We start from the raw sequence: 21377 nt of genomic DNA on the forward strand, positions 1-21377 counted from the left end.
AAACCGAACGCTGCGCGGCATCCTTCATTTGCTGGGGCAGGCGGCGCGGTCCGGGCCGGGCCGCGGCGGACGGCGGAAAATTTCGGCACGCCTGCCTGCCCTTGAGGCAGCGGAAAAATGATCTTTCGGGCCTCGACCCGGTGCGGCGCCGCGGCTAGCGTCGCGCCGAGGGAGATCAGCCATGACGCATGCAAACGACGCCCAGGAAGCCTTCTGGAACAAGGGGCCGGGCCAGCGCTGGGTCGAATACCAGCCCGATCTGGACCTGCTGCATGCCGAGGTCACCTCGCTGCTGCTCACCGAGGCGCAGGCGTGGCCGGGCATGAAGGTGCTCGACATCGGCTGCGGCGCCGGGGCCTCTGCCTTCGCCGCGGCACAGGCGGTCGGGCCGGAGGGGCAGGTGACCGGCGCGGACATTTCCGCCGTTCTCCTCGACCGGGCGCGGCAGCGTGCGGCGGCGGAAGGGACGGAGAATGTCCGCTTCGTGCTGGCCGATGCGCAGGATGCCGATCTGGGCGGCCCCTACGACCTGGCGATCTCGCGCTTCGGGGTGATGTTCTTCGCCGATCCGGCGGCGGCCTTCGCCAATATCCGCCGCCATCTGGCGCCGGGCGCGCATTTCGTCTTTGCCGCCTGGTCCGCGCCCGGCCGCAACCCGTGGTTCCAGGTGCCCCGCGCTGCCGCCGCCGCGCGGCTGGGCGCGCCCGCGCCCGCTGATCCGGACGCGCCGGGGCCGACCGCCTTCCGCGACATCGGCCGGGTCTCCGGGCTGCTGGCCGAGGCCGGTTTCGCCGATCCGGAGGGGCATGCCGTCGAAGCCGTCCTGCCGCATCCCGGCGGGATAGAGGCGGTCCTGGCGATGATGCCCTATATCGGCCCCGTCGGCAGCATGATGCGCGAGAAGGAGGGAACCGAAGAGGATCTGGACGCGATTCTCGGCAGCATCGCGGTGGCCTTCTCGCAATGGGACGGCCCCGGCGGGCTGGTGATCCCCGCCGAGGTCAACCTGTTCTCGGCCCGGGCGGACTGACTGCCGCGGAAACCGCCGCATGACGGGCTTGCGCGCACCGCAGGCGCCGGGGCTCGCGCTTCCCCGTGACGCCGTCCCGGGGCCGTGATATGCGCGAATCCATGACCCGAATTCCGACGAAGGAAGAGGTCCTCGCATGGATCTCCGACAACCCCGCGCTCAGTTCCAAACGTGACATCGCCAAGGCCTTCGGCCTGAAGGGCGCCGAACGGATCGGGCTGAAGGCCATCCTCAAGGACCTCGAAGCCGAGGGCCACCTGGAGAAGCGCCGCAAGAGCTACCGCGACCCCGAGCGCCTGCCGCCCGTGTCCATCCTGCTGGTGGAGGAGCCCGACATCGACGGCGACCTCTTCGGCCGTCCGCTGGAATGGCAGGGCGAGGGCCCGGAGCCGCGCGTGCTGATCCGGCCGCGCCTCAACGATCCGGCGCTGGCGCCGGGCGAGCGCATCCTGGCGCGGGTCACCAAGGCCGATGGCGAGGAAGACTACGCCTATACCGCGCGGCTGGTGCGCCGCATCGGCCACAACCCGCACCGCATCCTCGGGCTCTACCGCAAGACCGCCGAGGGCGGCCGGATCGTGCCGATCGACAAGAAGTCCGACCGCGAATGGCGCGTGCCACCGGGGGCGAGCCATGGCGCGAAGGACGGCGAGCTGGTCGAGGCGGAACAGTCCGGGCCGCGCGTCCGCATGGGCCTGCCCGCCGCGCGGGTGATCACCCGGCTGGGCGATCCCAGCCAGCCCAAGGCGGTGTCGCTGATCGCCATCCACCAGCACGGCATCCCGGACGATTTCCCCGATGCGGTGATCGAGGAGGCGGACAAGTCCAAGCCCGTCGGGCTGTCGGGCCGCGAGGATCTGCGCGACCTGCCGCTGGTGACGATCGACCCGGCCGATGCGCGCGACCATGACGACGCCGTCTACGCCGCGCCGGACGAGGATGCAGGCAACCCGGGCGGGCACATCGTCTGGGTCGCCATCGCCGATGTTGCCGCCTATGTCCGTCCCGGCTCGCAGCTCGACCGCGAGGCGAGGAAGCGCGGGAACTCCACCTATTTCCCCGATCGCGTCGTGCCGATGCTGCCCGACCGGCTGTCCGGCGACCTGTGCTCGCTGCACGAGGGCGTGGCGCGTCCGGTCATCGCGCTGCGCATGGTCTTTGATGCCGAGGGCAACAAGCGCGGGCATTCCTTCCACCGCGCGCTGATGCGCTCCGCCGCTTCGCTGACCTACGAGCAGGCGCAGGCCGTCGCGAATGGCGAGCCGTCCTCCGACCAGGCCGAGATGCTGGCCGAGACGGTGATCAAGCCGCTTTTCGCCGCCTATGCCGCCTGCGCCAAGGCGCGCGACCGGCGGCAGCCTCTGGAGCTGGACCTGCCCGAGCGGCGCATCCAGCTTTCCGAGGAGGGCAAGGTGACTTCAGTGGCCTTCCGCGACCGGCTGGACGCGCACCGGCTGATCGAGGAATTCATGGTCATGGCCAATGTCTGCGCGGCCGAGACCCTGATCGCCAAGCGGCGGCCGCTGCTGTTCCGCATCCACGAGGAACCCGATCCCGACAAGCTGGAGGCGCTGCGCGAGACCGCGACGGCCTCCGGGCTGGTGCTGGCCAAGGGGCAGGTGCTGAAGACCGCGCATCTCAACCGGCTCTTGAAGCAGGCGGCGGGGACCGACCAGGCCGAGCTGATCAACCTGACCACGCTGCGTTCCATGACGCAGGCCTATTACAGCCCGGTCAACCTCGGCCATTTCGGCCTGGCGCTGCGGGCCTACGCGCATTTCACCTCGCCGATCCGGCGCTATGCCGACCTTGTCGTCCACCGCGCCCTGATCGCGGCGCACGGCTGGGGCGGCGACGGCATGACGCCGGAAGAAGAGGAAGTGCTGGAAAAGACCGCGCAGCACATCTCGGATACCGAGCGCCGCTCCATGGCGGCCGAGCGCGACACGACCGACCGCTATCTTGCCGCCTTCCTGTCGGAGCGGCTGGGCGCCGAGATGACCGGGCGGATCGCGGGCGTGGCCAAGTTCGGGCTCTTCGTGAAGCTCGACGAGAGCGGCGCGGACGGGCTGGTGCCGGTGCGGACGCTGGGGCACGAGTTCTTCCACCATGACGCTGCGACCCAGACGCTGATGGGCGCCGAGTCGGGGCGGGTCTTCACCACCGGCCAGCGCGCCCTTGTGAAGCTGCAGGAGACCGAGCCGGTGACGGGCGGCGTGCTTCTGGAACTTCTGGAGGTCGAGGGCGAGGAAGTGACCCGCACCGGCGCGCGCCGGGCGCCGCCCTATGGCCGCAAGGCGCCGAAGGGCAAGGGACCGAAGCGCAAGCCCGGTGCCCGCGCTCCTGCCGGCGGGACCGGCCGCAAGGTGACGCGCAGCCGCCGCAAGTAGCGCGGCGCGCTGCTGCCTGCGCGAGCGCAGGACATCCTGCAGCCGGATTGCGGGCCTGCCGGTCGCCGCGGAGGTGGACGCACGTCCGGGGCCGACGGCAGGGCGCGTGCCTGCCTCCGCTCTCGCTGCGGAGACGCAGGGCCTGGCGGTCCTCTCCGCCGTCCTTGCGCGGCCCCGGCACGGACTGGGCGCCGGCCGCGCGCATCGGGTCCGCGTCGCTGGTTGTGCCCAGCCTTCCCCAAGCGGTGCCTGAATCGCAGCGCGGTCCGGGCGTCTGCACGGACCGGACTGCCAGGGATGCGGCCTTCGCAACTGGCATCGCCTCGCACGGGCCGGATACGTTCTTCGGTGGCCTGAGGGGAGCACATCTTCTCGCACAGCAGGCGGGTGCTGGTCTCCGGTGCCGGACAGGTCGACCGGCAGAATATTCTTGGCTCAGGATGGCGCCCTCCGGTTCGGCCCGAGATGTCGCTGGATGCGGGAGGGCAGGCCCGCCTGCCTGCGCCCGGGCCGGATGTCCGGCTTGCGGAGACAGGGGCGCGCCCTGTCCGGGCCTTGCAGGCTCGTTGCCATGAGCCGGAGCAGGCCGGACCTCAAGGCGGCTTTCGGCACGGGCAAGAGGGCGTGCGGCTTCCGGGGCGGTCCGGGCTTCCCGGAACAGGAGGGATGCGCGGGGAAGCGGGCCGGGTCCCCTCGGCCGACCCAGCCGTTGGGTCTGCCCGGAGTCCGGCCGGCGGGGCGCCGGGCCCAGCCTCAAGGCCGTGTCCCGCCGAGGCGATCTTGACCATCCTAGCTTTGGTCCGGAGCGCTTTTGCCATTTGCTCTTGCAGGCGTGTCCATGGGCTCCGTACGCGCCTCCGGGCGGGCGGCAGGGGCGGCAGGGGCGGCAGGGGCGGCAGGGGCGGCAGGGGCGGCAGGGGCCGCTGCGGTTCGGGGGGAGGCGGAGGATGCCGTCCCGGCCGCCGCCAAAATGCGGCTGGATCGGCATCCTCCCTCGCTTGCCAATGGCCCTTTGCCCGCAGCCCCGCCAATGGGACCGCCCGGTGGTGCCGCGCCTCTGCCTCGGGAAGGGACAGGCTTCGCGGTCCAGCCGGACCGGGCGAAAGGGATTGATGAAATAATTTCGTCATGAAAGCGGGAAACCCGCTCCGGACTGCTGCCGGATCCCCGGAAGGCCGCGGCTGCCCTGATGTGTTGGCATGCGCAGAGTTAAGACAAAGTTTCCGGAACAAAATAATCTCGGAGGCCCGCCGGGCACCGGCCTGATCCGCCTGCCGGGAAGGCTAGGAGACGGCCCGGTTTTGAGGTAGAATCCCGGAAAAAACGAAGACCAAAAATCACGAGAACAAGACGGCAAGAGCAGTCTCAGAGCAGGAGCAGGACCATGGCAGCCAGGATGATGGCGCTCGCCTATGCAGGCATAGTCTCGATTTTTCCGGTTTTCTCTCCCGCCCATGCCGCGGACGGACCTGTGGTGACGCGGGCGATGATGCCGTCGCCGCGGCCCGTGGCGCGGCCCGGCGAGGTGGCGCTGCCGGTCGTTCCGGTGGTGGCCAATACCGGCTTTGCCCGCTGGATCAGCGGGTTCCGCAGCCGCGCCATGGCGCAGGGTATTTCGGCGCGCACCTTCGACCGCGCCTTCCAGGGCGTCGAGTACAATGCGGACGTGATCTCGCGCGACCGCAACCAGGCGGAATTCGCCCGCACGCTCTGGGACTATCTCGACAGCGCGGTCTCGGACACGCGGGTCGCCAACGGCCGCGCGGGGCTGGCCTCCTACGGGCCGGTGCTGGACCGGATCGAGGCCAAGTACGGCGTCGACAAGGAGGTCGTTGTCGCGATCTGGGGGCTGGAAAGCGCCTATGGCAGCTACCGAGGCTCGACCCCGATCGTCCCGGCGCTGGCGACGCTGGCCTATGACGGCCGCCGCGGCCCGTTCTTCGAGGAGCAGCTGGTCGCCGCGCTGAGGATCATCCAGGCGGGCGACATCGACCCCGCGCACATGACCGGCAGCTGGGCGGGCGCGATGGGGCACACCCAGTTCATGCCGACCTCCTTCCTGGAATACGCGGTGGACTTCACCGGCGACGGGCGGCGGGACATCTGGTCGGACGATCCCAGCGACGCGCTGGCCTCCACCGCGGCCTATCTGGCGCGCTTCGGCTGGATCCGGGACCAGCCCTGGGGTGTCGAGGTGCAGCTGCCCGCGGGATTCGACTTCGCCCATGCGGGCCATGACACCAAGCGCCCGGTGGCCGACTGGACGGCGCTGGGCGTGCGCGGCATGGACGGGCGGCCGGTCGCGGATCACGGCAAGGCGGCGGTCCTGGTGCCCGCGGGCGCCAACGGCCCGGCCTTCATGGTGTTCCGCAACTTCAACGTCATCGAACGCTACAACGCGGCCGATTCCTACGTGATCGGCGTCGGCCACCTGAGCGACCGGCTGAAGGGGCAGGGCGGATTCGTGCAGGACTGGCCGCGCGGCGACCGGGCGCTGATGTCGGCGGAGAAGAAGGAGCTGCAGACCCGCCTGACCGCGGCCGGCTACTCCACCCAGGGCGTCGACGGGCGCATCGGGCCGAACACGATCGACGCGATCCGCGCCTACCAGATCGCCCGCGGGCTGACCCCGGACGGCTATCCCAGCGCGGCGCTGCTGGAGCATCTGCGCTGACGCAGGGTGGGGCCGGGAAGCGCCGCCTTTGTGCTTGACCTTCCCGGAGACTCCCCATAAGACACCGCAACTCAGGCGGCGCGGGGACTTCCGCGCTCCTTTCAGTTATAACCCACGCCATGCCGCTTGTCGTATGGCTGACACCAGACGAGGATACCCCCATGTCGCGCCGTTGCGAACTGACCGGTAAGGGCCCGATGGTTGGCAACAATGTCAGCCACGCCAACAACAAGACCAAGCGCCGCTTCCTGCCGAACCTGAACGACGTCACCCTGATCTCCGATACGCTGGGCCGTTCGTTCAAGCTGCGGATCTCCGCATCCGCCCTGCGCTCGGTCGATCACCGCGGCGGTCTGGACGCCTTCCTTGCGAAAGCCAAGGACACCGAGCTGTCCGACAACGCGCTGAAGATCAAGAAGGACATCGCCAAGGCGCAGGCCGCAACGGCCTGATCCGGCGAAGGCCCGGGCAGCCGGGCGCCAAGCTGACAAGTTGATCGCGCGGCAGGCCCTGCCGCGCGTTTTCCGTTTCCGGGCCAGCGTTCCGCCGGAACGCCGCGGCGGCGGCCTGCGGGTCTTGCCAATCTCCGCCAGCTGCACATTCTGCGCGCCGGGCAGGGAAACAGCTTTCCGGGGAACGGCAGTGAAGACGATCGGCATACTCGGCGGCATGTCCGCCGCATCGACCCAGACATATTACCGGGAACTTTGCGATCTCGCGCGGGCTCGGCTCGGTGGGCTGCATTCGCCCGAACTGCTGATCCGGTCGCTGGATTTCGCGCGGATCGAGGTGCTGCAGGCGCAGGGCGACTGGGATGCGGCCGGGGCGATCCTGAACCGCGAGGCCAGGGCGCTGGAGCGCGGCGGCGCGGAGCTGCTGATCCTGGCGACCAACACCATGCACAAGCTCGCCGGTCCGATGATGGCGGGCGTCGGCATTCCGCTGCTGCACATCGCCGACGCGACGGCGCAGGCGATCACGGCGGCAGGGCTGAAGCGGCCGGGGCTGATGGCCACCGCCTTCACCATGGAGCAGAGCTTCTACACCGACCGGCTGGCCGCGGCCGGGCTGGCGCCGCTGGTGCCGGCGGCGGCGGACCGGGCCGAGACGCACCGGATCATCTACGAGGAACTCTGCCGGGACGTCACGACGCCGGAAAGCGAAGCGACCTATCGCGGCATCGCCGGGCGCCTGGCAGAGGCGGGGGCCGATTGCCTGATCCTGGGCTGCACCGAGGTCGGCATGCTGCTCAACCAGGACAATGTCCCGGTTCCGGTCTTCGACACGACCCTGATCCATTGCGCGGCGGCGCTGGACGCCGCGCTGGCCTGACCAAGGGCATTTCCGGGCAGGGAGGAAGTCCCGCCCGGAAAAGTCCCGTCAGGCGGGCACCACGGAGGCGCAGATCGCGTCCAGCTCCGGCGCGGCGAAGCCCGGCCGGGCGCCGCGCACCCAGGTCAGGAAGGCGCCGATGCGGCGCTCCACCTTCTGCGGGTGGTTCTGCGCGATATCGGCGATGCGGTGGTCGAGGAACGGGTTGGCGAAGCGCTCCACCGTCTCCGCCAGATAGGCCAGCGCCTGGTCCTCCATCCCGCGCGCGGCGAAGCCGGGGATCACTTCCGCCTGCATCACCGCCGACATCCGGGCGCCGACGGGGCCGTTCAGCAGGTCGCGGACGATGGCGTCCGGGTCGGCGCCGGCCTCCTGCCAGAAGGCCGCCATGGCGGTATGGCCGAGATTGAGGATGTGCAGCTTCAGCCGCTCGATGGTCTCGAGCTTCTCCACCACCTGCACCGAGGGATGATCGACCGGCGCGGCCAGCCCGGGCTGCGCCTCGATCGCCCAGAGCGCATAGGGTTCCGCCACCGCCCCCACCGGGTCGAGCGGGGCCGAGACGATGCGGTCGACGAGGCTGTTGGCCCAGATGCAGTCGCCGAGCCAGCCGGCCAGCGCCGCGCCGGCGCCCTGCTGCGCCGCGATCTCCAGGATGCGGGCCTTCAGCACGTGGCCGTTGTCGGGGATCAGCTCCATCGGGAAGATCGTCAGCGGGGCCTTGCCTGCCGCATGCCGCGCCTTCAGCAGGTGGAACAGCTTCGCCGGATAGCTCATCGCCTGTTCGGGCGCGGCGGCGGCATCGGCAGGCTTCGGATCGTAGCCCGAGTCGCCGGTGTTCGACAGGATCGCCTCGGCTTCCTCCGTGACGATCCGCTCCAGCTCCGCCCAGTCGGTGGCGGTCGAGAGCGTGCGCTTGACCGAATGCACGCGGCGCTCCTCGTCGACGGTCTTGCCGTCCTGCATGCCGCGGATCAGCACCGGATAGCCGGCCGGATCGGCCAGCGCGCCCAGCCGTCCGGCGCGGGACGGATCGCCCGAGCTCTGCACCACCGTGATCGCGCCTTGGGGCGTGCCTTCGGAGAAGAACAGGTCGGCATGGGCCTGCAGGAACCGCGAGGTTCCGAACTGGACGATGGGAGTGGTGACGGGCATGACGGTCCTCGCTGGGCTGGGGCGGCGCGCGGGCCGCTTGTCGGTCTTTTATTTATAAAGTACCAAACAGGTCAAATCCTGTCTCGCGGAAAGGGTGAATGCGATGTCGCGGCGCAACCAGACCTTCCTTGCCGGTCTCGACCGGATGCTCGGCGCGCTGGCCGGGATGGATCCGGGGCAGGGGCTGGGCTCGGAACAGGAGATCGCCGCGCGGCTTGGGCTGAGCCGCACGACGGTGCGCGGGATCCTGGCGCATCTGGCGGAGACCGGGCTGATCGCCTGGGAGGGGCGGCAGAAGCGGCTGCTGCGCGCGCCGGGACCTCAGGACCGGCCCGAGGCCGCGCCGGATCCGGCGGAGACCTTCCCCGAGCGGTTCCTGGGCTGGATCCTCGAAGGCGACGTGCCGCCCGGCACCGCGCTCAACGAAAGCGAGCTGTCGCGTCGCTTCGGCGTGCCTGTCTCGGCGGTGCGCGACTTCCTCATCCGCTTCGAGCCGATGGGGCTGATCGAGAAGGAGCCGAACCGGCACTGGCGGCTCAAGGGCTTCACCCGCGCCTTCGCGGCCGAGATGTTCGACATGCGCGAGCTGATCGAGATGCAGGCGGTCCGCGCGCTGGTCGCCGCGCCGGACCGCGGAAAGGTCGCGGCGCTGGCCGAGGCACACCGGCGGCTGCTCTCGGGCCCGGAAGCCGGGCTGGCGGAATTTCCCGGGCTCGATGCGCAGTTTCACGCGCTGGTCTGCGATGCGGCGGGCAACCGGTTCTTCGGGGAGTTCATGCAGCGCATCTCGATCATCGTCCATTACCACTACCAGTGGCGCAAGGACGACGAATTCGCCCGCAACCGCGGCGCCGCGGAAGAGCACCTGGCAGTGCTCGGGGCGATTCTCGGCGGCCGCGGCGAGGAGGCGGTCCGGCTGTTCGCGGACCACCTCGCCACGGCGCGGGGCAACCTCCTGCGGTCGGTTGCCTGGGACTGAGCCTCAGCCCAGCATCCTGAGCAGCTCCAGCGACGGCTCGCCGGTGACCGGCAGGCCGCGGGCGCGCTGGTAGGCGGAGATCGCTTCCAGGCTGTTCGGCCCCAGCACGCCGTCGACCCCGCCGGTATCGTAGCCCGCCCGGGTCAGGCGCGCCTGGAGCGCCATGCGGTCCTCCTTGGTCATGCCGTACCTGTCCGGTGGGAAGGGGGTGCGCAGCGGCCCGCCGCCGGCGATCCGGTCCGACAGGTGGCCGACGCCGATCGCATAGGCGTCGGAGTTGTTGTAGCGCTTGATGACGCTGAAATTCTTGGTGACGGCGAAGCGCGGGCCGCCCGGCTGCGGCTGGATCAGCGTGCCCGAGACCGGGCCGCCGAGATATTCCTCGCCCCAGGGCAGGCCGCGCACCCAGCCGTTCCGCGCCAGGTAGGCAGCGGTGGAGGCCAGCGCGTCGGTCGGGTCCTCCGACCAGATGTCGCGCCGCCCGTCGCCGGTGAAATCCACCGCGAAGGCAAGGTAGGAGGTCGGGATGAACTGCGTATGGCCCATCGCCCCGGCCCAGCTGCCGGTCATGTGCTCGGGGTCGATGTCGCCCGACTGGATGATCTTCAGCGCGGCGACCAGCTGGCTTTCGAAGAACTGGCCGCGGCGGCCCTCATAGGCCAGCGTCGAGGTGGCCGAGATCACCGGGACATTGCCGCGGCGCTCGCCGTAGAAGCTCTCCAGCCCCCAGATCGCGCAGATGATCTGGGCATCGACGCCATAGCGCGACTGCAGCGCTTCGAGCGTCGAGCGGTGCCGCGCGAAAGCCGCGCGGCCCTTCGAGACCCGCTCGTCCGAGGCGGCGATCGACAGGTAGTCCTCCAGCGTGCGCGAGAACTCCGCCTGGTTGCGGTCGCGGTCGATGACGCCGGGCAGGAAGCCCGCGCTGCGGAAGGACCGGTCGAAGGTGGCGCCGGAAATGCCCTTGGACGCCGCGCGGCTCTCGAACCCGGCCACCCAGGCGTCGTAGCCGGGATTGTAGGCGGGCTTGAGGTCGGCGGGCAGCCCCGCGGACGCATCCGCCCCCCGCGTGACCGATTGGCTGCAGCCCGCAAGCCCGGCCGCTATCGCGCCGAGCCCGAACTCTCTCCTGGTGATCTGCATGGTGTTCGCCTGTGTTCTTTGGTGATTTGCCTCGCTTCCCAGAGTAAGGCTTCGCGGCGTCCAGGCAATGACCGCCGGCGGCCAGATGCGGGAATTCCGGGTGTCTGCCCCCGAAAATTAGCGAATTCGCATGCTTCGCTGGCGCATGGTTCGTGCTATCCTCCGGCCAAATCCCCGGGCCGGACCGAGCAGAAACTACCGGCCGAAAGAATGGAGAGCAGAATGTCCCATCCGTTGGCGCTTCCGCGCGCCGGAGCCGCAGCCCTGTTGCTGGCCAGTGTCCTCCTGTCCGCCTGCGGGGGCGGCAAGGTGGACCATTCCCCGTCTTCGCTGGGCGCCCCCCGCCAGCTGGTTCCCTCGGACCACCGCGCCGAGGGCATCCCGCGCCAGTTCGGCGACCTGCGCCCCAGTTCCTGGGACGTGCTGGCGCCCGACCGCTACAGCGTGCACGGCATCGACGCCTCGCGCTACCAGGGCGAGATCGACTTCCACCGCGCGCGCGCCTCCGGCGTGTCCTTCGCCTGGCTGAAGGCGACCGAGGGCGGCGACCATTCCGATCCGGCCTATGCGCTGAACTCCACCAAGGCGCGGGCGGCGGGCGTGCCGGTCGGGGCCTACCACTTCTACTATTTCTGCCGCACGGCGCGCGAGCAGGCGGAATGGTTCATCGACAACGTCCCGCGCCGGGCGGGCGACCTGCCGCCGGTGCTGGACATGGAATGGAACCACCAGTCCAGGACCTGCCCCTACAAGCCAGACGCAGGCACCGTCCGCTCCGAGATCCGCACCTTCCTGCGCATCGTCGGCAACTACTACGGCACGGTGCCGGTGATCTACACGACCCCCGATTTCTACGAGAGCAACGGACTGGGCGCGATCCAGGGGGCCGAGTTCTGGCTGCGCTCGGTCGCGGGCCATCCGTCCGAACGCTATCCCGGCGAAAGCTGGTCCTTCTGGCAGTATACCGGCACCGGCGTGGTGCATGGCGTCGGCGGCCAGGTCGACCTGAACGCCTTCGCCGGCAGCGAGCAGAGCTGGCAGCGCTGGCTCGCCGCCCGGCGCCAGCGCTGATCCGCAGGCGGGCGCCCGCCTGCAACCAAAGTCGGTGCCGGCAATCGCCCGCAGCGGCGCGGCCCGTGCTATGCTGCAACCCGGAGGAGATTTCGGGAGGACGCCGGCATGCTGGAGGATGCACTGCTGCTGGACGCGACGGGCGCGCCTGCGCGGCATCGCGGTCGCACGCGGTCGCGGGACTGGGACGAGGTGGAGGAATTCTGCCGCCAGGTCTACATGCCCTACCGGGTGCGGCCGCTGGAACGCGGCGCGCGGCCCGACGCCACGATGATCCCGGCGCGGGCGGGGCGGGTCACGATGACCCGCTTCTCCTACGGGACCGGCATCCATCTCGACCGGTTCGACCCGGCGGCGGGCAACATCCTGGTGCTCAACACCCTGCAGGGTGCGCTGCGCCACCAATGCGACGGCGGATCCGTCGCCACCGGCGCCGGAGAGAGCTTCGTCGTCGACTGCTCGCGCGCGGAGTACTGGCTCGACGGCGGTCCGGACCACATGCAGTTCAACCTGACGATCCCGCATGCCGCGATGGAGGAAACCGCGCGGCGCTGGTTCGGCTTCGTTCCCGATGACGCGCTCTGGGCGGCGCGGGTGAAGATCGGAGGACCGCAATCGGCCTGGGCGCGCCTGCTGGATTACGCGGTGCGTACGCTGGCCGGGGCGGGAGACCGGCCGCCGGGGGGCGCGCTGGAGCGCCACCTGGAGGAAACGATCTGCCTGGAGCTGCTGCGCGAATGGGCGGCGACGGCCGGGGTGCGGCTGGACGGCGGCGCGCGGGCGGCGGCGCCGGGCTATGTCCGCCGTGCCGAGGAGATCATGGAGGCGGAGGCGCGCGAGGCGCCGGTGATCGGCGATGTGGCGCAGCGGGTGGGCGTCTCCGCCCGCACGCTCTCGGGCGGGTTCCGGCGGTTCCGCGGCATCTCCCCGCGCGAGTTCCTCGCCGCGCGGCGGCTGGAGGGGCTGCGCGCCGAGCTGGAAACCGCGCCGCCGGGGCGCACCGTCGCCGAGATCGCGGCGGATTGGGGCTTCGGCAATTTCGGCGCGCTGGCCGGACGCTACCGCGCGCGCTTCGGCGAGCTGCCGTCGCATACGCGGGCCCGCGCCCGCTAGGGGGCCGCGCCCGCCCCGGGCGCCGCGCGGAGGGAGGACCGCCATGGCGGAGGGACGGAGACTGGTATCCAACGGCAATCCGATGGAAAGCATCGTCGGCTTCAGCCGCGCGGTGCGCGTCGGCAATTTCATCGCGGTGGGCGGCACCGCGCCGGTCGGGCCGGACGGGCAGACGGTCGGCATCGGCGATGTCCATGCGCAGACATGCCGGTGCTTCGAGATCATCCGCGACGCGTTGGAACAGGCCGGGTCGGGGCTGCAGGACATCGTCCGCACCCGGGTGATCCTGACCGACATCGGCAGCTGGAAGCAGGCCGTCGAGGCGCGCAAGCTCTATTGCCTCGGGGCCCGGCCCGTTGACACGATCATGGCCGTCACCGCCTTCGTGAACCCGGACTGGCTGGTGGAGATCGAGGCGGACGCGGTGGTGCCGGACTGAGCCCGGCGCGTCCGTTTTCTTCCGGAACCGGACATGCGATGCCGGTTGCGGACAGACCGGCAGGGCGTTCCCGCGCTAGCCTCCCCTGAAAAGACCAGGGGAGGAAACGATGGAAGATCTGAAAACGGCGCTCGACGGCGTGCTGCAGGGCGTCGCCGCGGGCAGCGCGCGCGTGCCCGGCGTGGTGGCCATGGTCACCGACCGCGAGGGCGACATCTATTCCGGGGCGGCCGGCGACCGGCGGCTGGGCGACGGGGCGATGAGCGAGGACACGGTCTTCGCCATATTCTCCACCACCAAGGCCATCGCCGGAACGACGGCGCTGCAATGCGTCGAGGAGGGGCTGCTCGATCTCGACGCGCCCGCGAAGGACTATGCCCCCGCCATCGGCAAGCTGCAGGTGATCGAGGGCTTCGGCGCGGACGGCCAGCCCCGTCTGCGCGCGCCGAAATCGGATGTCACCACGCGGCAGCTGATGCTGCATACCGGCGGCTTCGGCTACGACTTTTTCAACGCGACCTACAAGCGGCTCGCCGAGGAGCATGGCCAGCCCTCGGTGGTCACCGGCACGCGCGAAGCGATCGAGACGCCGCTGCTGTTCGATCCGGGCGAGAAATGGGAATACGGCACCAATATCGACTGGGTCGGGCAGGTCGTCGAAGGCATCCGCGGCAAGTCGCTCGGCGCGGTGATGCGCGAGCGGGTCTTCGACCCCCTGGGCATGGACGAGATCGCCTTCACCCGCAGCGGCGCCACGAAGGCGCGCACCGCGACAATCCATGCCCGCGGCGCCGATGGCGGGCTGGAGCCGATGGACGGCTTCGCGCTGCCCGACAACCCGGAGGTGGAGATGGGCGGCCACGGGCTCTATGCCACCATCCCCGAATACATGAAGTTCATCCGCATGTGGCTGAATGACGGCGCCGGGCCGCATGGCCGCGTGCTGCGTGCCGACACGGTCGACTGGGCGGTGAAGGGCGCGCTGGTGCCGCCGCAGAAGGTGACGATGCTGCCCGGCGTGATCCCGTCCCTGTCGAACGACGCGGAGTTCTTCCCCGGCACGGCGAAGGACTGGTCCTACACCTTCATGGTCAATTCCGAAGCCGCCCCCACGGGCCGTCCGGCGGGCGCCATCGGCTGGGCGGGGCTGGCCAACTGCTTCTACTGGATCGACCGGGCGAGCGGCTTCGGCGGCTACTGGGCGACGCAGATCCTGCCCTTCGGCGATCCGGTCTCCTTCGGCGGCTACCTGGAGTTCGAATCCGCCGTCTACCGCGCCATGGCCGCCTCGAAGGCCGCCTGAACCGCAGACCGTCCCGACCGGAAGAAACGATGCGGGGGGCGGCTGCCGTCCCCCGCCATTTGCCGTTCAGGGAGGAGGAATGGCGATGAGCGGACTGATCGACTACCGGGATCTGCCGGGCTGGGTGCCGGGGCAGGTGCTGCTGTCCAGCGACGGGCTGGGCTGGAAGAACGTGAATCTCAGGTCCTACCGCTACGAGGGGCAGGACGTGGTCGTCCCGGCGATGCGGGACTTCATGCTGGTGGGCTATCGCGGCGGGGTCACGCCGATGCAGCGCCGCTTCGACGGCAAGTGGCGCCGCGAGACGCTCTGTCCCGGCGCGGCCTCGCTGCTGACCCGCGCGCAGCAGGCCTTCTGGACCTGGCATGCGCAGATCGACGTGGTCCATGTCTACCTGTCTGCCGGGCTGGTCGCCGAGGTGGCGGGCGAGATGCTGGAGTGCGACGGGGCCGAGGTGGTGCTGAACGACGTGCTCAGGACTGACGACCCGGTGATGACCCATGCGCTCGACACGATCGCGGGCGAGGCGCAGAGCCAGGGCATGGGCGGGGCGCTCTATGTCGACGCGGTGTCGCGCGGCCTGATCGTGCATCTGCTGCGCCGCTACGCCTCGGTGCGGCTGCCCGAGGCGCGGCCCGCGGGCGCGCTGAGCCCGGCGGAGGAGCGGCGGATCCGCGGGCACATAGAGGAGAACCTCGCCAGCCAGATGGAGCTGAAGGAGATGGCGGCGGTCCTGGGCATGGCGCCCTGCCGGTTTTCCCGCGCCTTCCGGCGCAGCTTCGGGCGGCCGCCCTATGCCCATGTGACGGCGCGGCGGCTGGAAGAGGCCAGGCGGCTGCTGGCGCGCACGTCGCTGCCGATCAAGGCGGTGGCGGCGGATTGCGGGTTTTCCGACCAGGCGCATCTGACGCGGATGTTCTCCGCGGCCTTCGGCGAGACGCCCGCCGTCTTCCGGCGGCGGGCGCAGTGAGGCGGTCCGGCACCGCGCATCCCCGTCCGGGCTGGAGCCGGAGGGTTCAGGCTGCCGGCGCGGGGCGATCCCGCGCCGGACCGCCCTCGCTCATTCGGCGGCTTCCGCCTCTGCCGGGGCGCGGCGCATATCGAAGCCTTCGTAGCCGTTTGCGGCGATCTCTCTGCATTTCTGCCGGTAGGTGCCGACGCCGCCGGTATAGCTGAGCACGCGGCGCGGTTTCCCCGGCACGTTCGACCCGGTGTACCAGGAGTCCGTCTTCGCGATCAGCGTCGCATTGGCGGTCTCGTCATGGTGCCGCACCCAGGCCTCCTCGCCCTCGGCGGTGGGCTCGATCGCCGTGGCGCCCGTGTCGCGCATGTGGCGGATGCAATCGGTGATCCACTCGGTCTGCTGCTGCAGGCAGGTGGTCATGTTGCACAGCGCGGCCGAGGGCGCCAAGGGCGCGCCGGTCATGAACAGATTGGGGAATCCGTGCTTCTGCAGGCCCAGGGTGGTGCGGATGTCCTTCGCCCATTCGTCGCGCAGACGCCGGCCGTCCCGCCCTGCGATGTCGATCCGCGCCAGCGCGCCCGATCCGGCATCGAAGCCTACCGCCATGATGATGACGTCAAGCCCGTGGACCGTGCCGTCGGCCAGCTCCACGCCTTCGGGGACGATCCGCGCGATCGGGTTGCTCCTGACCGGGACCGCCTCGACATTCGGCTGCAGGTAGACCTCCAGGTAGTTGGTCTCGAGCGGCACCCGGTGCGTGCCGAAGCCGTAATCCCCGGACTTCGGCACGAGAATGTCGATCAGCTCCGGATCCTTCAGCCGCGCTGCCATCTTCTCGCGCACGAAGGCGGAGATCTCGGCGCTGACCGCCTCGTCGAAGAACATTTCGGCGAAGGAGGCGAGCCAGAGCTTCAGCGAGCCGTCGGCATGGAACTCCTCCAGGACCGCGCGGCGCTGTTGCGGCGTGAGGTCGGCCCATTTGTGCTCGAAATCGTATTCGAAGCCGGTGAAGGTCGCGGGCAGGTTGCCCTTGAGCTCGTTGAAGCGCGCCTTGTAGGCCTTGGCCTCGCCGGGGCCGTATTTCGGGTTCTTCATCGGCAGGACGTATTGCGGCGTGCGCACGAAGACCTTCAGCGAGCCGACCACCGGGGCGATGGTCTGGATCACCTGGATGCCGGTCGCGCCGATGCCGATCACGCCGACGCGCTTGCCTTCCAGATCGAGACCGCCCTTGGGGTAGCGCGCGGTGTGCAGGATGGTGCCGCGGAAGGTCTCCTGTCCCTCGAAGCGGTTCTCCAGCGGTGCCGAGAGCATGCCGGTGCAGCCGATCAGGAACTGGGTGTTGTAGGTTTCGCCGGCATCGGTTTCGACCAGCCAGCGGCCGGTATCCTCGATGTACTCCGCTTTCGTCACCTTGGCCGAGAAGGTGAAATCCTTGCGCAGGTCCAGCCGGTCGGCGACGTAATGCATCCAGCGCTCGATCTCCGGCTGGGCGGGAAATCGTTCGCTCCAGGTCCAGTCCTTGTAGAGATCCTCGTCGAAGAGATACTGGTAGATATAGCTTTCGGAGTCGAATTTCGCGCCCGGGTAGCGGTTCCAGTACCAGGTGCCGCCGACATCGCTCCCGGCCTCCACCCCGTGCACGTCGAACCCTTCGCTGCGCAGCTGGTGCAGCTGGTAGAGCCCGGCCACGCCGGCCCCGATTACCAAGGCGTCAAGTTTCCTCGTCATCCCGTTCCTCCCTGGATGGGCGGCCGGGGCTTGCTGCCGCGGCCTTGCGGGAAGGCTAGGCGGGGCGGCGGGGGCCGGTATTGAACGATCCGGAAAAGCTGTTGAACGAAATCCTGCCGCAGCGCGACATGGCCGTCCGGGCCGCCGGGTCGGTTTCATGCGTCCTTATTACTTTGCCGTCCACATTGCCCCCTGCGGGGGACTGTGCCATTGCTTTCCCGTATCCGCCCAGCAGCCCGGGGAGAGCTCTCGCAGATGACCGATTTTGTCCGTCGCCGCACCCTGATGGTCGATACCCAGGTCCGGCCCGCCGATGTCACCAGGTTCCCGATCATCGAAGCGATGCTGCGCGTGCCGCGCGAACTCTACGTGCCGGACGAGCTGAAGGACGCCGCCTATGTCGGCGAGAACCTGCCGCTGGGCGAAAACCGCGTCATCCTGGAACCGCGCACCTTCGCCAAGATGCTGGAAACGGCCAATGTCCGGCCGACCGACCTGGTGCTCGATATCGGGCCGGGGCTGGGCTATTCGGCCTGCGTTCTGGCGCATCTCGCCGAGGCGGTGGTCGCGGTCGAGGAGGACGGGGACATGGCGCGCGAGGCCGCGGCCAACCTTTCCGAACACGGTGCGGACAATGCCGCGGTGGTCGAAGGGCCGCTCTGCGAGGGCATGGCGCAGCACGGTCCCTATGACGTTATCGTGATCGAAGGTGCCGTAGAGGCCGTCGGTGATGCCCTATTGGCACAGCTGAAGGACGGCGGTCGCATCGTCGCGCCGTTTGTGGATGGCGCGCTGGGGGCCGTGAGGGTAGGGTACAAGCTGAACGGATCGGTTTCGTGGCGGTTTGCCTTCAATGCCGGGGCACCCGTCCTTCCGGGATTCGAGCAGACGAAAGACTTCGCGCTCTGAGGGCCCGCCTTCTCCGGCGGCAGGGCGCTGCAGGATAAAAACGAGGACCCCAAGGTGCGCAAGATCAAGACAACCCTGCTGGCCTGCGCGGCGGCAATCGCGGTCTCGGCCGCGTCGGCGGAAACCCTGACGGACACGCTGGTTTCTGCATACAACAATTCCAACCTGCTGGAGCAGAACCGCGCGGTTCTGCGGGCTGCCGACGAGGATGTCGCGATCGCGGTCGCCGCGCTGCGGCCGATCTTCGCCTATTCGGCCTCTCGCAGCTATTTCTGGGACCTCGACACCGACGTGCTGCAGACCGTGGCCGGGCCGGTGCGCGAGGACAGCCAGACGATCACCAACACGCTGGAGCTCACCGCGCAGATGAGCCTCTACGAGTTCGGCCGCAACCGGCTGGCCGTCGGCGCCGCCAAGGAAGCCGTGCTGGCCGCGCGCCAGGCGCTGGTCGCGCAGGAGCAGGATGTGCTGTTCTCGGCGGTCCAGGCCTATACCCAGGTGCGCCAGGCCCAGGCCTTCGTCGACCTGCGCCGCAACAACGTCCGCGTCCTCGAAGAGGAACTGCGCGCCGCCAACGACCGCTTCGACGTGGGCGAGGTGACCCGCACCGACGTCGCGCAGGCCGAGGCCTATCTCGCCGCCGCACAGGCCAGCCTCGTGGCGGCCAACGGCGACCTGGAGATCGCGCGCGAATCCTTCAACCTCGCCGTCGGCCGTTATCCGGGCGACCTCGCGCCGCCGCCGGCCTTCTCCAAGCGTCCCGAGAGCCTGCAGAGCGCCCGCGACGTCGCCGTGCGCGGCCATCCGGCGATCCGCCAGCAGCAGTTCCTGGTCTCCGCGCAGGAGATCAATGTCGACATTGCCCAGCGGCAGATCCTGCCGACGCTGAGCGCCACCAGCTCGATCGGCTATTCCGACTCGGCCTCCAGCTCCAACACCAACGACATGGAGCCGGTCGCCAGCCTCGGGATCGAGTTCGGCGGGCCGATCTACCGCGGCGGCCAGATCAACGCGCTCTACCGCCAGGCGGTGGCAAATCTGGAGCAGAACCGCTCCGGGCTGCTGCAGACCACGCTGAACGTGCAGGAGCGCGTCGGCTACGCCTGGGCCAACTTCCAGGTCGCGATTGCCAGCCTCGATGCCACCGAGCGCCAGATCGAGGCCTCGCAGGTCGCCTTCGAGGGCACGCGCGAGGAAGCCACGCTGGGCGCGCGCACGACGCTCGACGTGCTGAACGCCGAGCAGGACCTGCTCGACGCCCGCGGCAGCCGCATCGAGGCGCTGACCGTGGAGCAGGACGCCTACTACTTCCTGCTCTCCACCATGGGCCTGCTGACCGCCGACAGCCTAGGGCTGGACGTGATCGCCTATGACGACAACGCCTATTACGAGAAAGTCCGCGCCGCGCCGACTGTGTTCACCTCCGAACAGGGCATCAAGCTCGACAAGGTGCTGAAGGCGCTCGGCAAGTGATCGCATGTCGGAAAACGGAAAGCCGGGGGCACAGATGAGCGCGTCCAAGAACCCCGAGGAAGTCCTCGCCTCCATCCGGCGCCTGGTCGCCAAGGAAGTGCAGCACCAGCAGGAGCGGGAGGCGGCCGAACGGCCCGACCGCGACATGCCGGTGGTCAGCGAGAAGGCCAGCGCCGCGGCGCGGCGGCTGGTGCTCGGAACCGGCGCGCGCGTGGCGGCGAACGGGATCGCGACGCCCGCGGCCGCGCAGGTCTGGGACGAGCCCGAACCCGATGCTCCGGCGGCACGGGGCGGTCCGGCAGAGCCGCAGTCCGGCGAGGCCGAGCTGCGCGCCATGATCCGCGAGATCCTGCGCGAAGAGGTCCGCACCCGCATGGGGCCGCGGATCAACGAGAACATCCGGCGCATCGTGCGCGAGGAACTGCGCAGCATTCTCGGCAGCGAGAGCTGACCGCGCCCGCAAAGACAGAAGCGCTCCCCAAGGGGGAGCGCTTCTGCAAGGTCTCCGGCGTCCCGGCGCCGTGCCGGGACCCTGAATTCAGGCCGCTTCCGCGGCTTCGGCAGCGTGACGCCGCTCCGATTCTTCGCGCGACAGGGCCACGGAGGTGCGCACGCCCTTCGAGACGAACTCCATGAGGCCGCCGACCACCCGCTCGTTCGGGTCGATCCCTGCGCAGCTCAGCACTTCCCGGCCGTCGCGCGACCGCGCCCAGCGGGCGATCTGCTCGGGGCCGTTGCCGTATTTCTTGTCATCCGCAATCGCGTCATCCAGTGCGGCCAGCACAACAGCCGCGAACAGTTTGCGGGCACGGTTGCCCTGCTCATGATTAAAAGCAGTGCCATCGACGAATTCGCCCATTTCGTTTCCTTATTCTTGCTCTTGCTTCTTTCGAGGTGCGGCGCAATATGCATCTTCCGCACCGATTCGGTATTGCGTTTTGAGCATGGTAGGCATGCGCTCAGTGCATAGTCTATCCCGCCCGGCCCGCAAGCGTCCTTGTTGCCACGCCGGTACCTTCGGCGATATAGGGGCGGCTACCTCTCGTTCAACACTCAATGGGCTCCGAAATGCCGAAAATCAACGGGAACGAAATCCGTCCCGGCTTCATCCTCGACCATGACGGGGGCCTCTGGTCCGCGGTGAAGGTCGATATCGTCAAGCCGGGCAAGGGCGGAGCCTTCGCCCAGGTCGAGCTGCGCAACCTGCGCAACGGCTCCAAGCTGAACGAGCGGTTCCGCTCCGCCGATAAAGTCGAGCGCGTGACGCTCGAGCAGAAGGACCAGCAATTCCTCTACGAGCAGGACGGCAAGCTGGTCTTCATGGACACCGAGACCTTCGAGCAGATCGAGATACCGGCGGAACTGCTGGGCGAGCGCCGCCCCTTCCTTCAGGACGGCATGACCGCGGTGGTGCAGTATTACGACGAGGAGCCGCTCTCGGCGCAGCTGCCGGCCAAGGTCGTCTGCACCGTCGCCACGACCGAGCCGGTGGTCAACGGGCAGACCGCGTCGAAGAGCTTCAAGCCCGCGACGCTCGACAACGGCATCCGCATCATGGTGCCGCCCTTCATCGGCCAGGACGAGGCGATCGTGGTCAACACGGAGACCATGGAATATTCCGAACGGGCCTGATCCGGGTTCCGCGCTACCCTCCGGGCGGCGCTCTCTCCC

The 21377-nt window shown here is 69.3% G+C and carries 19 protein-coding genes; 15 read left to right on the forward strand and 4 right to left on the reverse strand.

The window, feature by feature from the left end; genetic code table 11:
- Nucleotides 1-181 precede the first annotated feature (181 nt).
- The 5 genes from HCC78_RS15445 (at nt 182) to HCC78_RS15465 (ending at nt 7426) form a co-directional block, all read left to right on the forward strand.
- Nucleotides 182-1030: a class I SAM-dependent methyltransferase gene (locus HCC78_RS15445; RefSeq protein WP_172329688.1), complete on the forward strand. Its 849-nt coding sequence runs from the start codon at nt 182-184 to the stop codon at nt 1028-1030.
- 101 nt (nt 1031-1131) lie between these two features.
- Nucleotides 1132-3420, forward strand: a complete 2289-nt coding sequence (gene rnr, locus HCC78_RS15450; protein ID WP_172329689.1) for a ribonuclease R — start codon at nt 1132-1134, stop codon at nt 3418-3420.
- 1384 nt (nt 3421-4804) lie between these two features.
- Nucleotides 4805-6094 (forward strand): lytic murein transglycosylase, encoded by a 1290-nt coding sequence (locus HCC78_RS15455; RefSeq protein ID WP_172329690.1) that lies wholly within the window; start codon nt 4805-4807, stop codon nt 6092-6094.
- Nucleotides 6095-6255: 161 nt separating this feature from the next.
- Nucleotides 6256-6546 carry a 50S ribosomal protein L28 gene (gene rpmB, locus HCC78_RS15460; protein ID WP_172329691.1) on the forward strand — a complete coding sequence of 97 codons (291 nt, stop codon included), beginning with the start codon at nt 6256-6258 and terminating at the stop codon, nt 6544-6546.
- A 190-nt stretch (nt 6547-6736) separates the two neighbouring features.
- The gene (locus tag HCC78_RS15465) at nt 6737-7426 is read left to right on the forward strand and encodes an amino acid racemase (RefSeq protein WP_172329692.1); all 690 of its coding nucleotides are present in this window, start codon (nt 6737-6739) and stop codon (nt 7424-7426) included.
- 48 nt (nt 7427-7474) lie between these two features.
- Here HCC78_RS15465 and HCC78_RS15470 read toward each other — a convergent pair whose 3' ends face one another.
- Complete coding sequence (locus HCC78_RS15470; protein WP_172329693.1) at nt 7475-8581, reverse strand: mannitol dehydrogenase family protein; 1107 nt, start codon at nt 8579-8581, stop codon at nt 7475-7477.
- Nucleotides 8582-8684: 103 nt separating this feature from the next.
- On the opposite strand from HCC78_RS15470, the gene HCC78_RS15475 reads away from it, so the two are divergent.
- Nucleotides 8685-9560 (forward strand): GntR family transcriptional regulator, encoded by an 876-nt coding sequence (locus HCC78_RS15475; protein ID WP_172329694.1) that lies wholly within the window; start codon nt 8685-8687, stop codon nt 9558-9560.
- Nucleotides 9561-9563: 3 nt separating this feature from the next.
- Here the strand turns inward: HCC78_RS15475 and HCC78_RS15480 are convergent, their stop codons facing one another.
- Nucleotides 9564-10703 (reverse strand): lytic murein transglycosylase, encoded by a 1140-nt coding sequence (locus HCC78_RS15480; protein ID WP_172329695.1) that lies wholly within the window; start codon nt 10701-10703, stop codon nt 9564-9566.
- A 222-nt stretch (nt 10704-10925) separates the two neighbouring features.
- Between HCC78_RS15480 and HCC78_RS15485 the strand changes: the two genes are divergently transcribed.
- From HCC78_RS15485 to HCC78_RS15505, 5 genes are all read left to right on the forward strand, one after another.
- On the forward strand, nt 10926-11774 hold the full coding sequence (locus HCC78_RS15485; RefSeq protein ID WP_172329696.1) for a GH25 family lysozyme: 849 nt from the start codon (nt 10926-10928) through the stop codon (nt 11772-11774).
- A gap of 108 nt (nt 11775-11882) precedes the next feature.
- Entirely contained in the window at nt 11883-12887 is a 1005-nt protein-coding gene (locus HCC78_RS15490; protein WP_172329697.1) for a helix-turn-helix transcriptional regulator, read from the forward strand.
- A 43-nt stretch (nt 12888-12930) separates the two neighbouring features.
- Nucleotides 12931-13326, forward strand: coding sequence for a Rid family hydrolase (locus HCC78_RS15495; protein ID WP_253949190.1), 396 nt, complete (start codon nt 12931-12933; stop codon nt 13324-13326).
- Nucleotides 13327-13435: 109 nt separating this feature from the next.
- Complete coding sequence (locus HCC78_RS15500; RefSeq protein ID WP_172329698.1) at nt 13436-14629, forward strand: serine hydrolase; 1194 nt, start codon at nt 13436-13438, stop codon at nt 14627-14629.
- Between the two features lie 85 nt (nt 14630-14714).
- A complete protein-coding gene (locus HCC78_RS15505) occupies nt 14715-15599 on the forward strand; it encodes an AraC family transcriptional regulator (RefSeq protein ID WP_172329699.1) in 885 nt (294 codons plus the stop codon).
- Nucleotides 15600-15689: 90 nt separating this feature from the next.
- Here the strand turns inward: HCC78_RS15505 and HCC78_RS15510 are convergent, their stop codons facing one another.
- On the reverse strand, nt 15690-17324 hold the full coding sequence (locus HCC78_RS15510) for an NAD(P)/FAD-dependent oxidoreductase (protein WP_172329700.1): 1635 nt from the start codon (nt 17322-17324) through the stop codon (nt 15690-15692).
- Between the two features lie 255 nt (nt 17325-17579).
- Here HCC78_RS15510 and HCC78_RS15515 point away from each other — a divergent pair, with 255 nt between their 5' ends.
- Genes HCC78_RS15515 through HCC78_RS15525 form a run of 3 tightly spaced genes read left to right on the forward strand, consistent with a single transcriptional unit; the run spans nt 17580 to nt 20157 of the window.
- Nucleotides 17580-18233 carry a protein-L-isoaspartate O-methyltransferase gene (locus tag HCC78_RS15515; protein ID WP_172329701.1) on the forward strand — a complete coding sequence of 218 codons (654 nt, stop codon included), beginning with the start codon at nt 17580-17582 and terminating at the stop codon, nt 18231-18233.
- Between the two features lie 54 nt (nt 18234-18287).
- Complete coding sequence (locus HCC78_RS15520; RefSeq protein WP_172329702.1) at nt 18288-19706, forward strand: TolC family outer membrane protein; 1419 nt, start codon at nt 18288-18290, stop codon at nt 19704-19706.
- A gap of 34 nt (nt 19707-19740) precedes the next feature.
- The gene (locus tag HCC78_RS15525) at nt 19741-20157 is read left to right on the forward strand and encodes a hypothetical protein (RefSeq protein ID WP_172329703.1); all 417 of its coding nucleotides are present in this window, start codon (nt 19741-19743) and stop codon (nt 20155-20157) included.
- An 87-nt stretch (nt 20158-20244) separates the two neighbouring features.
- On the opposite strand, the gene HCC78_RS15530 is transcribed toward HCC78_RS15525, so the two are convergent.
- Complete coding sequence (locus tag HCC78_RS15530; RefSeq protein ID WP_172329704.1) at nt 20245-20565, reverse strand: DUF6280 family protein; 321 nt, start codon at nt 20563-20565, stop codon at nt 20245-20247.
- 209 nt (nt 20566-20774) lie between these two features.
- On the opposite strand from HCC78_RS15530, the gene efp reads away from it, so the two are divergent.
- Complete coding sequence (gene efp, locus HCC78_RS15535) at nt 20775-21338, forward strand: elongation factor P (RefSeq protein ID WP_172329705.1); 564 nt, start codon at nt 20775-20777, stop codon at nt 21336-21338.
- Nucleotides 21339-21377: the final 39 nt, after the last annotated feature.

This window comes from Mangrovicoccus sp. HB161399, assembly GCF_013184745.1.
Lineage (GTDB): Bacteria > Pseudomonadota > Alphaproteobacteria > Rhodobacterales > Rhodobacteraceae > Mangrovicoccus.

Bases quoted from the DNA above. Each gene is read 5' to 3' on its own strand.
- HCC78_RS15510 (WP_172329700.1), bottom strand. From the start codon at position 17,324: ATGACGAGGAAACTTGACGCCTTGGTAATCGGGGCCGGCGTGGCCGGG.
- HCC78_RS15490 (WP_172329697.1), top strand. From the start codon at position 11,883: ATGCTGGAGGATGCACTGCTGCTGGACGCGACGGGCGCGCCTGCGCGG.
- HCC78_RS15475 (WP_172329694.1), top strand. From the start codon at position 8,685: ATGTCGCGGCGCAACCAGACCTTCCTTGCCGGTCTCGACCGGATGCTC.
- HCC78_RS15495 (WP_253949190.1), top strand. From the start codon at position 12,931: ATGGCGGAGGGACGGAGACTGGTATCCAACGGCAATCCGATGGAAAGC.
- HCC78_RS15445 (WP_172329688.1), top strand. From the start codon at position 182: ATGACGCATGCAAACGACGCCCAGGAAGCCTTCTGGAACAAGGGGCCG.
- HCC78_RS15525 (WP_172329703.1), top strand. From the start codon at position 19,741: ATGAGCGCGTCCAAGAACCCCGAGGAAGTCCTCGCCTCCATCCGGCGC.
- HCC78_RS15470 (WP_172329693.1), bottom strand. From the start codon at position 8,581: ATGCCCGTCACCACTCCCATCGTCCAGTTCGGAACCTCGCGGTTCCTG.
- HCC78_RS15500 (WP_172329698.1), top strand. From the start codon at position 13,436: ATGGAAGATCTGAAAACGGCGCTCGACGGCGTGCTGCAGGGCGTCGCC.
- HCC78_RS15480 (WP_172329695.1), bottom strand. From the start codon at position 10,703: ATGCAGATCACCAGGAGAGAGTTCGGGCTCGGCGCGATAGCGGCCGGG.
- HCC78_RS15530 (WP_172329704.1), bottom strand. From the start codon at position 20,565: ATGGGCGAATTCGTCGATGGCACTGCTTTTAATCATGAGCAGGGCAAC.
- HCC78_RS15455 (WP_172329690.1), top strand. From the start codon at position 4,805: ATGGCAGCCAGGATGATGGCGCTCGCCTATGCAGGCATAGTCTCGATT.
- rpmB (WP_172329691.1), top strand. From the start codon at position 6,256: ATGTCGCGCCGTTGCGAACTGACCGGTAAGGGCCCGATGGTTGGCAAC.
- rnr (WP_172329689.1), top strand. From the start codon at position 1,132: ATGACCCGAATTCCGACGAAGGAAGAGGTCCTCGCATGGATCTCCGAC.
- HCC78_RS15505 (WP_172329699.1), top strand. From the start codon at position 14,715: ATGAGCGGACTGATCGACTACCGGGATCTGCCGGGCTGGGTGCCGGGG.
- HCC78_RS15485 (WP_172329696.1), top strand. From the start codon at position 10,926: ATGTCCCATCCGTTGGCGCTTCCGCGCGCCGGAGCCGCAGCCCTGTTG.
- HCC78_RS15515 (WP_172329701.1), top strand. From the start codon at position 17,580: ATGACCGATTTTGTCCGTCGCCGCACCCTGATGGTCGATACCCAGGTC.
- efp (WP_172329705.1), top strand. From the start codon at position 20,775: ATGCCGAAAATCAACGGGAACGAAATCCGTCCCGGCTTCATCCTCGAC.